The 12,309-nt window shown below is 65.2% G+C and carries 14 protein-coding genes; 7 read left to right on the forward strand and 7 right to left on the reverse strand.

The genetic code is table 11. The features are described 5' to 3' along the window. Positions 1 to 23: 23 nt before the first annotated feature. The 6 genes from AC1DW2_RS03765 to coxB all read right to left on the reverse strand — a co-directional run bounded on the left by AC1DW2_RS03765 (position 24) and on the right by coxB (position 5,391). A complete protein-coding gene (locus tag AC1DW2_RS03765) occupies positions 24 to 920 on the reverse strand; it encodes a cytochrome c oxidase subunit 3 (RefSeq protein ID WP_208067435.1) in 897 nt (298 codons plus the stop codon). A gap of 79 nt (positions 921 to 999) precedes the next feature. Then, on the reverse strand, positions 1,000 to 1,650 hold the full coding sequence (locus AC1DW2_RS03770) for a cytochrome c oxidase assembly protein (RefSeq protein WP_208089095.1): 651 nt from the start codon (positions 1,648 to 1,650) through the stop codon (positions 1,000 to 1,002). A gap of 5 nt (positions 1,651 to 1,655) precedes the next feature. Beyond that, positions 1,656 to 1,832, reverse strand: a complete 177-nt coding sequence (locus AC1DW2_RS03775; protein WP_014498510.1) for a hypothetical protein — start codon at positions 1,830 to 1,832, stop codon at positions 1,656 to 1,658. Continuing rightward, entirely contained in the window at positions 1,829 to 2,773 is a 945-nt protein-coding gene (locus tag AC1DW2_RS03780; RefSeq protein WP_166076593.1) for a heme o synthase, read from the reverse strand. Before AC1DW2_RS03780 ends, AC1DW2_RS03775 begins: the two co-directional genes overlap by 4 nt. Before the next feature lie 61 nt (positions 2,774 to 2,834). After that, complete coding sequence (gene ctaD / locus AC1DW2_RS03785; RefSeq protein ID WP_071916896.1) at positions 2,835 to 4,460, reverse strand: cytochrome c oxidase subunit I; 1,626 nt, start codon at positions 4,458 to 4,460, stop codon at positions 2,835 to 2,837. An 88-nt stretch (positions 4,461 to 4,548) separates the two neighbouring features. Further along, entirely contained in the window at positions 4,549 to 5,391 is an 843-nt protein-coding gene (gene coxB, locus AC1DW2_RS03790) for a cytochrome c oxidase subunit II (RefSeq protein ID WP_071916897.1), read from the reverse strand. Positions 5,392 to 5,838: 447 nt separating this feature from the next. On the opposite strand from coxB, the gene AC1DW2_RS03795 reads away from it, so the two are divergent. The 5 genes from AC1DW2_RS03795 (at position 5,839) to AC1DW2_RS03815 (ending at position 9,623) form a co-directional block, all read left to right on the forward strand. Further along, a complete protein-coding gene (locus AC1DW2_RS03795; protein ID WP_166345719.1) occupies positions 5,839 to 6,372 on the forward strand; it encodes an invasion associated locus B family protein in 534 nt (177 codons plus the stop codon). 120 nt (positions 6,373 to 6,492) lie between these two features. Then, the gene (gene tldD, locus AC1DW2_RS03800; protein WP_441497465.1) at positions 6,493 to 7,920 is read left to right on the forward strand and encodes a metalloprotease TldD; all 1,428 of its coding nucleotides are present in this window, start codon (positions 6,493 to 6,495) and stop codon (positions 7,918 to 7,920) included. Beyond that, positions 7,917 to 8,693 carry a signal peptidase I gene (gene lepB, locus AC1DW2_RS03805; protein ID WP_063980763.1) on the forward strand — a complete coding sequence of 259 codons (777 nt, stop codon included), beginning with the start codon at positions 7,917 to 7,919 and terminating at the stop codon, positions 8,691 to 8,693. The genes tldD and lepB overlap by 4 nt, the downstream gene beginning before the upstream one ends. Positions 8,694 to 8,702: 9 nt before the next feature. Then, on the forward strand, positions 8,703 to 9,044 hold the full coding sequence (locus tag AC1DW2_RS03810; RefSeq protein ID WP_354245661.1) for an MmcQ/YjbR family DNA-binding protein: 342 nt from the start codon (positions 8,703 to 8,705) through the stop codon (positions 9,042 to 9,044). Between the two features lie 12 nt (positions 9,045 to 9,056). Continuing rightward, positions 9,057 to 9,623, forward strand: a complete 567-nt coding sequence (locus tag AC1DW2_RS03815) for a nucleotidyltransferase family protein (protein ID WP_441497466.1) — start codon at positions 9,057 to 9,059, stop codon at positions 9,621 to 9,623. Here AC1DW2_RS03815 and AC1DW2_RS03820 read toward each other — a convergent pair whose 3' ends face one another. Then, the gene (locus AC1DW2_RS03820) at positions 9,624 to 10,487 is read right to left on the reverse strand and encodes a LysR family transcriptional regulator (protein WP_441497467.1); all 864 of its coding nucleotides are present in this window, start codon (positions 10,485 to 10,487) and stop codon (positions 9,624 to 9,626) included. It abuts the gene before it with no gap. A 98-nt stretch (positions 10,488 to 10,585) separates the two neighbouring features. Here AC1DW2_RS03820 and AC1DW2_RS03825 point away from each other — a divergent pair, with 98 nt between their 5' ends. Further along, positions 10,586 to 11,497, forward strand: coding sequence for a DMT family transporter (locus tag AC1DW2_RS03825; RefSeq protein WP_441497468.1), 912 nt, complete (start codon positions 10,586 to 10,588; stop codon positions 11,495 to 11,497). A 13-nt stretch (positions 11,498 to 11,510) separates the two neighbouring features. Continuing rightward, positions 11,511 to 12,284: an MBL fold metallo-hydrolase gene (locus AC1DW2_RS03830; protein WP_247316323.1), complete on the forward strand. Its 774-nt coding sequence runs from the start codon at positions 11,511 to 11,513 to the stop codon at positions 12,282 to 12,284. The last annotated feature ends 25 nt before the right edge of the window (positions 12,285 to 12,309 follow it).

Raw genomic sequence — 12,309 nt, forward strand, 5'->3', positions numbered from 1 at the left:
CTTTCTGATCGGTCCAATGCGGCTCAGTGCGCGCCGTGGGCCATGGTCTCGGCGCCGTGTCCCCACACATAGATGCAGAGGAACAGGAACAGCCAGACCACGTCGACGAAGTGCCAGTACCAGGCGGCGAACTCGAAGCCGAGGTGCTGTGTCGGGGTGAAGTGGCCGGCATAGGCGCGGAACAGGCAGACCAGCAGGAAGATGGTGCCGACCAGCACATGGAAACCATGGAAGCCGGTCGCCATGAAGAAGGTCGCGCCATAGACGTTGCCGCCGAACGAGAACGCCGCGTGGCTGTACTCATAGGCCTGCACGCAGGTGAAGAGCGCGCCGAGCACGACGGTGAGGATCAGGCCGTATTTCAGGCCCTGGCGATCGTTCTCGAGCAACGCATGGTGCGCCCAGGTCACGGTGGTGCCTGATGTCAGCAGGATCAGCGTGTTCAGGAGCGGCAGATGCCACGGATCGAAGGTCTCGATGCCATGCGGCGGCCAGGTGCCGGGCACGGCGCAGGCGCCAGCCGCGGTGCCGAGACCGCAGCCGAACACGGCGTCGCGCGTGGCATGGACGGCGTCGGCCGGGAACAGCGCCGCGTTGAAATAGGCCCAGAACCAGGCGACGAAGAACATCACCTCGGAGGCGATGAACAGGATCATGCCGTAGCGGTGATGCAGCTGCACGACGCGGGTGTGATCGCCCTTGTACTGGGCTTCCTTGATCACATCGGCCCACCAGCTCGCCATGGTGTAGATCACGCCGACGGTGCCGGCACCGAAGATGATCGGCGCGGCCGAGAACATGTGGTGCATCCAGGTGATCGCACCGACCGCCATGACAAAGGCCGAGATGGAGCCGACGACGGGCCACGGGGAGGGATCCACCAGGTGGTAGTCGTGATGCTTGGTGTGCGCCGTTGCCATTTGCGGTCTCTCTCCTCAATCCCGTGCCTGTCCGGCACTTATCCCCTTGTGTCCAACCCCCGCGGCATGAGCCCGGCGGTCAGAGATTTCCCTTGCGTTTGTCGTCTTCGCCCGACGCCAGCGGCTTCACCACGGGATCGCGCACCGGATAGAACGTGTAGGACAACGTGATCGTGTTCAGCCCGTCGTTCTCGTGATCGTCGGCGATCGACGGATCGACGTAGAACACGACCGGCATCTCGCGCTTCTCGCCGGGCGCCATGGTCTGTTCGGTGAAGCAGAAGCAGTTGATCTTCTGGAAGTAGGAGCCGACCGTCAGCGGGGCGACGTTGTAGGCCGCCTGGCCCGCGGTGGTGCGCGCGGCCTGGTTGGTCACGGTGTAAAAGACGGTCACGACCTGGCCGATATTGACCTCGATCTCGCTCTGCTCCGGCTCGAACTTCCAGGGCAGGCCGGGCGCGACGTTGGAATCGAAGCGCACCGCGATCTTCCGCGCGATCGGGCCGGTGGCGGGCGCGGACGTCGCGACCTGCGTCGTGCCGTTGAAGCCGGTGGCGCGGCAGAACCAGTTGTAGAACGGCACCGCCGCGTAGGAGGCACCGACCATCAGCGCCACCACGCCGCCGCAGATCGAGGCGACCAGCACATCGCGGCCAAGACCCTTGGAAGGCCCACGCCCCTTGTTGGCCGTCCGGTTCTGATCCCGCGATATGGTGGGCTCTCGATCCATGCTTCCTACATCGGCCGGACGAGGACTGCCGGTCCCTTGACGATGGTGACGGCGAAGAACAGCACCACGAGCACGCCGAGCGCGAGCGCGATCGCGATCGAGCGCTGGCGGCGGCTCTTCTTCTGCGCCTCCGTGAGGACGATTCCATTCATCTCAGGTTTGTCGGCCATTCCAGCGATCATGCGCCCCCTACCATCGGAGCAAGCGCCCGGAACACGACTTCGGCCAGCAGGGTCGCAAACAGCGCGAACAGATAAAGGATGGAGAAGGCGAACAGCTTGCGGGTCGCGCGCAGCGATTGGCTGCGCTCGCGGCGGACATAGACGTTGATCGCGAGCACAAGCATGCCGGCGCCGAGGATCAGCGAGACGATGCCGTAGATGGCGTCGAAATAGCCGAGCGCCCACGGGGCGGCGGCGACCGCGATCAGCACGATGGTGTAGAGCAGGATCTGAAGCCGCGTCGCGTCGGGACCGGCGACGTTGGGCAGCATCGGAATGCCGGCACGCGCATAGTCGTCGGAGCGGAACAGCGCCAGCGCCCAGAAGTGCGGCGGCGTCCAGAAGAAGATGATGGCGAACAGCAGCAGCGGCTCGACGTCGACCGTGCCCGTCACCGCGGCCCACGCCACCACCGGCGGCAGCGCACCGGCGGCGCCGCCGATCACGATGTTCTGTGCGGTCCGGCGCTTCAGGATCATCGTGTAGATCACGACGTAGAAGAAGATGGTGAAGGCGAGCAGCGCGCCGGCGATCCAGTTGACGAGGATGCCGAGCGTCATCACCGAGAAGAAGGCGAGCGTCATGCCGAACGCCATCGCCTCGGGACGGGTGATGCGGCCGCGCGGAATCGGCCGGTTTGCCGTGCGCGACATCTTGGCGTCGATATCGCCCTCGAGCGCCATGTTGAGCGCTCCGGACGCGCCGGCACCGACCGCGATGCAGAGCAGCGAGGTGATGGCCAGCACCGGGTGGAAATGCCCGGGCGCCATCGCCAGTCCGACCAGCGCGGTGAAGATCACCAGCGACATCACCCGCGGCTTGAGCAGCGCAATGTAGTCGCCCACCTCCGCTTCGGAGATGCGGGGATCGATGTCGATGGCGTTGTGGTCGAGGACGGACACTAGTTTTGACTCGCTTCGTTACAGAGCCGCGGCGCCCGTCACGGGCGCCGCGAGCGTTGGCTTACTGCACGCGGGGCAGCACTTCGAACTGATGGAAGGGCGGCGGCGAAGGCAGCGTCCATTCCAGCGTGGTCGCGCCCGCACCCCACGGATTGTCGCCGGCCGGCACCTTTTTCGCGAAGGCGTCGAACACGCAGTAGAGGAAGATCAGCACGCCGAAGCCGGAGATGTAGGAGCCGACCGAGGAGACCAGGTTCCAGCCGGCGAACGCGTCGGGATAGTCGACGTAGCGGCGCGGCATGCCCGACAGGCCGAGGAAGTGCTGCGGGAAGAACACAAGGTTCACACCGATGAAGGTGACCCAGAAGTGCGCCTTGGCCAGCGTCTCGTTGTACATGTAGCCCGACATCTTCGGGAACCAGTAGTACCAGCCGGCAAAGATCCCGAACACCGCACCGAGCGACAGCACGTAATGGAAGTGCGCAACGACGTAGTAGGTCTCCTGGAGCACGCGGTCGACGCCCGCGTTCGCCAGCACGACGCCGGTGACACCGCCGACCGTGAACAGGAAGATGAAACCGACCGCCCAGATCATCGGGGCACGGAACTCGATCGAGCCGCCCCACATCGTGGCGATCCACGAGAAGATCTTCACGCCGGTCGGAACCGCGATGACCATGGTCGCGGCGACGAAATAGGCCTGCGTCGCCGAGGACATGCCGACCGTGTACATGTGGTGCGCCCAGACCACGAAGCCGATGCCGCCGATCGCCACCATGGCGTAGGCCATGCCGAGATAGCCGAACACGGGCTTGCGCGAGAAGGTCGAGACGATCTGGCTGACCATGCCGAAGGCGGGCAGGATCAGGATGTACACTTCAGGGTGACCGAAGAACCAGAACAGATGCTGGAACAGCACGGGATCGCCGCCACCATCGGGCGCGAAGAACGTCGTGCCGAAATTGCGGTCGGTGAGCAGCATGGTGATCGCACCGGCGAGCACCGGCAGCGACAACAGCAGCAGGAACACCGTCACCAGGATCGACCACACGAACAGCGGCATCTTGTGCAGGGTCATGCCCGGCGCGCGCATGTTGAAGATCGTGGTGATGAAGTTGATGGCGCCGAGGATCGACGAGGCGCCCGCCAGATGCAGCGACAGGATCGCGAAGTCGACGGCCGGGCCCGGATGGCCGGAGCTCGACAGCGGCACGTACATGGTCCAGCCGGCGCCGACGCCGTTGGCACCCGGCTCGCCCTCGACGAAGGTCGACATCAGCAGCAGCGCGAAGGAGGCCGGCAGTAGCCAGAACGAGATGTTGTTCATGCGCGGGAACGCCATGTCGGGCGCGCCGATCATCAGCGGCACGAACCAGTTGCCGAAGCCGCCGATCATTGCGGGCATGACCATGAAGAAGATCATGATCAGGCCGTGAGAGGTCACGAACACATTATAGGTGTGCGTCTCGTGGAAGATCTGCACGCCCGGATACATCAGCTCGGCACGGATCGCGATCGACATCGCGGCACCGATCACGCCGGCGATGACCGCGAAGATCAGGTACATCGTACCGATGTCCTTGTGGTTGGTCGAATAGACGTAGCGCCGCCATCCGGTCGGATGGGCGTGCTCGTCATGTCCGTGGTCTTGCGCGTGATCGCCGTGTGTCGCTGCGCTCGTTGCCATTTTCAAATCCTGCCTTGCGTCCCGTTCGGACCTTGTGCGGTCCCACCCTTTATGTCGCTTTCAGTCCCCTCGAGCCGTCGTCCGGCGCTTACTGCGTCGGGCCGGCCGCGGAGGCGAAAGTGCTGGTGCCGCCGCTCGCATATTTCTTCTTCGCCGTTTCGACCCAGGAGGCGAACTCCTTGTCCTCCACGACGCGAATCGCGATCGGCATGAAGGCGTGGTCCTTGCCGCAGAGCTCCGAGCACTGGCCGTAGAACATGCCGGTCTTGGTGGCCTTGAACCAGGTCTCGTTCAGCCGCCCCGGAATGGCGTCGATCTTGACGCCGAAAGCCGGCAGCGCAAAGGCGTGGATGACGTCCGCGCCGGTGACCTGGACACGAACCACCTTGTTGACCGGCACCACCATCTCGTTGTCGACGCCGAGCAGACGGGGCTGCTTGTCCTGGGCCATCAGCGAGTCGAACTCGAACTTGCCGTTATCAGGATAGGCATAGGACCAGTACCACTGCTTGCCGGTGGCCTTGATGGTCAAATCCGCCTTCGGCACGTCGAGCTCGAGGAACAGCAGGCGGAACGACGGCACCGAGATACCGACCAGGATCAGCACCGGCACGAGCGTCCAGGCCACCTCGATCAGCGTGTTGTGCGTGGTCCGCGACGGCACCGGATTGGCCTTCGCGTTGAACTTCATGACCACGATCACCAGCAACGCCAGAACGAACAGCGTGATCAGCGTGATCAGCACGAACAGGAAATTGTGGAACCAGACGATGTTGTCCATCACCGGAGAGGCGGATTGCTGAAGCGTCCACTCCCACGGCGCCGGTTGCCCGAGCTCAGCGGCGAATGTCGCACCGCCCGTCGCCAGCGTCAGACCCGCCACGGCCAATCCCAGCAAGTGCCGGCCAACCTGGCCCATCGACATCCTCATGCCGTTCGCGCTCCCCTAACGAAATCACCCCAAGTGCATCCCCCTATTTCCGGGAAACGCTTATTCGATCCGCCCGTCTGACAAACCGCCGCGCAAGAATACCTCTAAGAGGAATTGGGGCCAGATCGCTAGAACGCCGAAATCAAGCCTCTCAAACCATAATTCTTGATCTATCGCAATGCAGTCTTGAGCCCCGTCTGTCAGCCATCACCCGCAAGATATTTCCTAGTAACATCAGAGAAAAATACCGTTTCCCGGGATGCCGCGGCTTGACAGCGGCATTGCCCGCGGTAGGCACTGGCAGACAGCCGCGCAGGAACCTGATTCGTGCGGGCGATGGCGGTGTGGGCGGCGCGGAATTTGCTTGCGAATCGCCTTCAAGACGCCGTCATTCCCGTATCAGTCCGCCAGGCGTGAGCGACCCAGGCGAGCAGAGGGACCGACCCGATGGGGTTTTCGAGAAGCATGGCAAGGCAGGCAAGCGGCCTCACGATGCTAGCGGCCCTGCTGGCGGTGGTCGTAGTCATGGCGCTGCCGGGCCTCGCCCATGCGCAGGGCGCGGTGCGCTCCGTCCATGGCGACTGGCAGATCCGCTGCGACACCCCGCCCGGCGCCCAGACCGAGCAATGCGCCCTGATCCAGAGCGTGGTGGCCGAAGACCGCTCCAACGCCGGCCTCACCGTGATCGTGCTCAAGACGGCCGACCAGAAGAGCCGGCTGATGCGGGTGGTGGCCCCGCTCGGCGTGCTGCTGCCCTCCGGCCTCGGGCTGAAGCTCGACAACCAGGACGTCGGCCGCGCCGGCTTCGTCCGCTGCCTGCCCAATGGCTGCGTCGCCGAGGTCGTCATGGACGACAAGCTGCTCGGCCAGCTCCGCACCGCCAAGACCGCGACCTTCATCATCTTCGAGACCCCGGAAGAAGGCATCGGCTTCCCGCTCAGCCTGAACGGGCTCGGCGAGGGCTATGACAAGCTGCCGTAGGGTGGCAGGCGCGTCCGCGCGCGGCGAATCCTATCGTTTCGTAATGTGGCACCTGGCACCCTCGCGGAACCGCCGGGAAACCATTATCTTGCCCTACATCTTTCGATAATGGACGGACGCATGACCAATCCAGCCACAACCTCCCTGCTCGACCGCGCCAATCTCGACCGCGACCAGGTCCGCAACGAGGTCGCACGCGGGCTTGCCGGTGCCGACGACGGCGAACTGTTCCTCGAATACAGCCAGACCGAAGCGCTGATGTTCGACAATGGGCGGCTGAAGCAGGCGACCTATGACACCTCGCAGGGCTTTGGCCTGCGCGCCGTCAAGGACGACGCGGTCGGCTATGCCCATTCCTCCGACGTCTCGCTGCCGGCGCTGATTCGCGCCGCCGACGCGGTCGCGGCCGTGCGCGGCGGCTATTCGGGCAGCTTTGCGGCCCCGCCGGCGCATACCAATGTGCGGCTCTACGCCGACGACAATCCGCTGGATGCGCCGGGCTTCGAGACCAAGGTGAAGCTGCTCGCCGAGATCGACGCCTATCTGCGCGACAAGGATCCGCGGGTGCGGCAGGTCAGTGTCAGCCTGGGTGCGACCTGGCAGGTCGTCGAGATCCTGCGCCCCGACGGCGAGAGCTATCGCGACATTCGCCCGCTGGTGCGCGTCAACGTCTCCGTCGTCGCCGGTCAGGGCGACCGCCAGGAGAGCGGCAGCAAGGGTTATGGCGGCCGCGCCGGCTATGCCGAATTCATCGAGAGTAAGAACTGGCGCGACGCCGCCGACGGAGCGCTGCGCGAAGCCCTGGTCAATCTGGAATCGATCCCCGCCCCCGCCGGCGAAATGGACGTCGTGCTTGGGGCCGGCTGGCCCGGCGTGATGCTGCATGAGGCGGTCGGCCACGGCCTCGAAGGCGATTTCAACCGCAAGAAGACGTCCGCGTTTGCCGGCCTGATGGGCCAGCAGGTCGCGGCCAAGGGCGTCACCGTGGTCGACGACGGCACCATTGCCTCGCGCCGCGGCTCGCTGTCGATCGACGACGAGGGCACGCCGACCAACCGCACCGTGCTGATCGAGGACGGCATTCTGGTCGGCTACATGCAGGACCGCCAGAACGCGCGCCTGATGAACATGAAGCCGACCGGCAACGGCCGCCGCCAGGGCTACGCCCATGTGCCGATGCCGCGCATGACCAACACCTACATGCTCGCGGGCGACCGCGATCCGGCCGAGATCCTGGCGTCCGTGAAGAACGGCGTCTTCGCCGCGAATTTCGGCGGCGGCCAGGTCGACATCACCTCGGGCAAATACGTGTTCCAGTGCACCGAGGCCTACAAGATCGAGAACGGCAAGATTGGCGCGCCGCTGAAGGGCGCCATGCTGATCGGCAACGGACCGACCGATTTGCACCGCATCCGCATGATCGGCAACGATCTCGCGCTGGATACCGGCATCGGCACTTGCGGCAAGAACGGTCAGGGCGTGCCCGTCGGCGTCGGCCAGCCGTCGCTTCTGATGGAACGTATTACTGTAGGTGGAACGGGCGCATGAGCGTTGAGAAGGTAACTGTCACCGCCAAGCGGAAGAGCAGCGGCTGGGCTGGTCAGCTCATGCAGCTCGCCGGCATCGTCGCCGCCGTGTTCATCGCCAAGGGCGCGCTCGCCGAGCCGTTCTACGTGCCGTCGGGTTCGATGGAGCCGACGCTCCTGATCGGCGATGCGCTGCTCGCCTCGAAATTCCCGTATGGCTACGGCACCTCGTCGCTGCCGATCCAGATCAACCTGCCCGAAAGCGGCCGCGTCTTCGCGGAGACGCCGAAGCAAGGCGACGTCGTCGTGTTCCGCTGGCCCGGCGATCGCTCGCAGGCCTGGGTCAAGCGCGTCGTGGGTCTGCCCGGCGACCGCATCCAGATGCGGCAGGGCCAGCTCTTCATCAACGACCGTCCCGCCGAGCTGAAGCCGGATGGTGTTGGCGCCGCCGAAGACGACAATGGCGGCAGCGAGCCGGCCTACCGCTACATAGAGACGCTGCCGAACGGCGTGTCGCATCTGATCTTCAAGATGCGCGACAACGGTCCGCTCGACAACACGCCTGAAGTGACGGTGCCGCCCGGCCACCTCTTCGTGCTCGGCGATAACCGCGACAATTCCGCCGACAGCCGCGTGCCCTTGCGCTCCGGCGGCGTCGGCCTGCTGCCGATCGACAATCTGGTCGGACGCGCGGATGCCGTGCTCGGCTCCTGGGATCTCGGCATGCGCGGCCAGCCGGTGTGGACCTGGCTCTCCGGCTTCCGGCTCGCGCGATTCTTCACCGCCGTGCACTGAGCTGATCTCGTGACCTTCGACGACGTCAGAAAATTTGCGCTGACGTGGCCGGAGGTCGAGGACGGCACCTCCTACGGCACGCCCGCGCTGAAAGTGCGCAAGAAGATGCTGGCGCGGCTGAAGGAGGACGGCGACAGTCTCGTCATGCCCGACGTTCCAATCGACGAGCGCGCGATGCTGGTCGAGAGCCAGCCAAAAATCTTTTATTTCACCGATCACTACGCCGACTATCCGATCGTGCTGATCCGCCTGTCCAAGGCGAAGCGCGCGATCGTCGAGCCGTTCCTGCGGCGGCGCTGGCGTGGCCTCGCCTCGAAGACGGCGCGCGCCGCGTTCGATGCCAGCGCGTGAATGATGGCCGCGATGGATCGCGACCGCTTCCTAGCACTGGCGCTGAAGAACCCGGTCAATGTTGCAATCATCGGCGAGCTCGCCTCGCTCGCGCTTCCCGATGCGTGGCTTGTGTCGGGGTGCCTGGTGCAGACGGCGTGGAACGTACTCACGGACCGCGCGGTCGATCATGGCATCGCCGATTACGACGTGTTCTATTTCGATCCTGACACCTCATGGGAGGCGGAGGACACGGTGATCCGCACGCTGCACGCGCGGCTCTCGCATCTCGGCGTCAGGATCGAGACCCGCAACCAGGCGCGCGTGCACCTTTGGTATCCCGGCAAGCACGGCCTGCCCTATCCGCCTCTAACCTGCTCGACCGACGGCATCGACCGTTTCCTCACCCAGAACACGCAAGTCGGTGTGAGGCACGCAGGCGACGGCTTTGAGGTCTACGCGCCGCACGGCTTCGACGACATAACCGGATTGATCGCGCGGCCCAATCCGGGCCCGAACTTCTCTGCGGCGAGTTACGCGGTGAAGGCCGCGCGATGGAAGGCGTTGTGGCCGGAACTCACAGTGATTGCCGCGGAGTGATCACGCCGCCTTGGCCTGTACATCGTCGCAGAACTCCGCGAGCCGATCCGCAAGCCGCAGCGTTGCGGGGCTGGCGTCGGGCGAAGCCATCAGCGCCACTTCGGTCCGGTTGATCGGCTCAAAACCGTCCTTTGCCGTCAGCACGCGGTGGTCGGACTGGATCGACATCTCAGACAAAATGCTCAGGCCCATGCCGGCGGCAACCGCCGCCTGGATGCCGGCAAGGCTCGACGAGGAGTAGGACATGTGCCAGGCGCGACCCGCGCTTTCCAGCGCGTGGATGGCGCCGGCGCGATAGAGACAGCCGAGCGGAAATCCGATCAGCGGCACGGACGAGGCGTTGACGTCGACCGGATGGCTCTTGCTCGTGACCCAGTGCACCCGCTCCGGCCACACCGCGATAGCGCCTTTCGCGCCGGCCTCACGCTTGAACAGCGCCAGGTCGAGCTCGCCGCGTTCGAGGTCGCGGGACAGGTTCTTGCTCTGGTCGGCGCGCACATCCATTCGCAGGCCCGGATGTGAGCGCGAGAAGGCGCCGAGCAGTTTTGCCAGCCGGTACGCCGCAAAATCCTCGGGGATGCCGAGCCGGATCGCGCCCTCGCTGTCGGGCTCGCGCAGCACGTCGCGCGCCTCCTCGGCGAGCGTGAGCAGCCGCCGCGCGTAGGACAGCAGCCGTTCGCCGGCCTCAGTGGGACGCACGTCCTTGCCATCGCGGTGCAAGAGCAGCTGGCCGACGTCCTCCTCCAGCCGCTTGATCTGCTGGCTGACGGTCGATTGCGTGCGGTGGACGCGCTCGCCGGCGCGGGTGAAGCCGCCGGCCTCGACCACCGAGACGAAGCTGCGCAGGAGCTCTAGGTCGAGCATGGCCGCATCCATTCGAAAATCCACTGATCGGAAGTTAATCATTTAATTTCCAAATGACAAGCCGTCTCCCTAGATCGAGGGCTCAGGAGAATGCCCTCATGTCGCTCGCCACCTCGCTTCCCGCAGCCCCCAGCCGGTTCAACACGCTGCCGCTCGCCATCGGAGTGTTTTGCCTGCTCTGGAGCTATGCCTTCGTCGCCGGCAAGATCGGCGTCACCCATTGCCCGCCGCTGATTCTGCTCGCCGCGCGCTTCTCGCTCGCCGGCATTTTGATCCTCGGTGCGACGCTGATCCGCGGTGATGGCTGGTCATTGTCCTGGCGCGATGCCGCGATTTTCGCCGTGCTCGGCATCGCCAACAACGCACTCTATCTCGGGCTCGGCTACACCGGCCTGCAATCGGTCTCCGCCGGCCTCGGCGGCCTGATCGTCTCGGCCAATCCGGTCTTCACGGCGGCGCTCGCTGCGTTGCTGCTTGGCGAAGGCATGACCTGGCGCAAGGCGGGCGGTCTCCTGCTCGGCATCATCGGCGTGACCCTGATCGTCTGGCATCGCCTGTCGGTCGGCACCGACTCCCTGCACGGCATCGTCTTCACCCTGGCCTCGCTCGCCTCCATCGTCGCCGGCACGATTCTGTTCAAACTGCTCGCGCCGAAGGGAAGCCTGTGGATCGGCAACGGCGTGCAGAACCTCGCCGCCGGCATCGTGCTGACGCCGGTCGCGTTCACCTTCGCCGACGTCCACGCAATTGATTTCACCCCGGGCCTGGTCGGCGCCTTCGCGTTCCTCGTGCTCGGCGGCTCGATCCTCGCCTACTGGCTCTGGTTTCATCTCCTGAAAGTGTGTGGCGCAACGGCTGCGAGCGCCTATCATTTCCTGATGCCGCCGCTCGGCATGCTGTTCGCCTACATCGTGCTCGGTGAGCATGTCGAGGCCCGCGACCTGCTCGGCATCATCCCGGTCGCGCTCGGCATTTACCTGGTGACGCGCCCCGCAAAGCCCGTCGCGTAAGAGGAGCTTTCTGATGCCCATTTCCATCACCCTGATCGGCGGCCCCACTGCGCTGATCGAGATCGACGGCTTCCGCCTGCTCACTGACCCGACCTTCGATGCGCCCGGCGCCTACCAGCTGCCGCATGTGACGCTGGAAAAGACCATCGGCCCCGCACTGAAGGCCGACGCGATCGGCCCGATCGATGCCGTCCTGCTCAGCCACGACCAGCACTCGGACAATCTCGACAATTCCGGCCGCGCGTTTCTCAAACACGCAAAGCGCGTGCTGACCACCGAGGCCGGCGCAAAACGCCTGGGCGGCCATGTCGAGGGCCTCGCGCCTTGGGCGACCTCGCATCTGAAGGACCGTGACGGCAACACGCTGACGATCACCGCGACGCCCGCGCGCCACGGCCCGGCCGGCATCGAGCCGCTGTCGGGCGACGTCATCGGCTTCGTGGTGTCCTCGAGCCGGACGGACACGAGCGACGTCTACATCAGCGGCGACACCACCTGGTTCGACGGCGTCGCCGAGGTCGCGCGCCGCTTCAAATGCGGCGTGGTGCTGCCGTTCGCGGGCGCGGCGCAAACCCGCGGGCCGTTCCATCTCACCATGGACACCAACGACACCATCGAGACGGCGCGCGCCTTTCCGGATGCGATGATCGTGCCCTTGCATACCGAGGGCTGGGCGCATTTCCGCCAGGACGGCGAGGATCTGCGCAAGACCTTTGATGTGCTCGGCTTCGGGACCCGGTTGCGATTGCTGGTGCCGGGCGTGCCGACGGTGGTTGAGGCGCCGTGAGCCTCAGCTGTCATGCCCCGGCTTG

The sequence above is a fragment of the Bradyrhizobium sp. P3_C3 genome, assembly GCF_056402655.1.

Excerpts from the sequence above, each read along its gene's own strand:
- coxB (WP_071916897.1), bottom strand. The coding sequence starts at position 5,391 with ATGAGGATGTCGATGGGCCAGGTTGGCCGGCACTTGCTGGGATTGGCC.
- tldD (WP_441497465.1), top strand. The coding sequence starts at position 6,493 with ATGACCAATCCAGCCACAACCTCCCTGCTCGACCGCGCCAATCTCGAC.
- AC1DW2_RS03830 (WP_247316323.1), top strand. The coding sequence starts at position 11,511 with ATGCCCATTTCCATCACCCTGATCGGCGGCCCCACTGCGCTGATCGAG.
- AC1DW2_RS03765 (WP_208067435.1), bottom strand. The coding sequence starts at position 920 with ATGGCAACGGCGCACACCAAGCATCACGACTACCACCTGGTGGATCCC.
- AC1DW2_RS03825 (WP_441497468.1), top strand. The coding sequence starts at position 10,586 with ATGTCGCTCGCCACCTCGCTTCCCGCAGCCCCCAGCCGGTTCAACACG.
- AC1DW2_RS03815 (WP_441497466.1), top strand. The coding sequence starts at position 9,057 with ATGGATCGCGACCGCTTCCTAGCACTGGCGCTGAAGAACCCGGTCAAT.
- lepB (WP_063980763.1), top strand. The coding sequence starts at position 7,917 with ATGAGCGTTGAGAAGGTAACTGTCACCGCCAAGCGGAAGAGCAGCGGC.
- AC1DW2_RS03775 (WP_014498510.1), bottom strand. The coding sequence starts at position 1,832 with ATGATCGCTGGAATGGCCGACAAACCTGAGATGAATGGAATCGTCCTC.
- ctaD (WP_071916896.1), bottom strand. The coding sequence starts at position 4,460 with ATGGCAACGAGCGCAGCGACACACGGCGATCACGCGCAAGACCACGGA.
- AC1DW2_RS03770 (WP_208089095.1), bottom strand. The coding sequence starts at position 1,650 with ATGGATCGAGAGCCCACCATATCGCGGGATCAGAACCGGACGGCCAAC.
- AC1DW2_RS03820 (WP_441497467.1), bottom strand. The coding sequence starts at position 10,487 with ATGCTCGACCTAGAGCTCCTGCGCAGCTTCGTCTCGGTGGTCGAGGCC.
- AC1DW2_RS03795 (WP_166345719.1), top strand. The coding sequence starts at position 5,839 with ATGGGGTTTTCGAGAAGCATGGCAAGGCAGGCAAGCGGCCTCACGATG.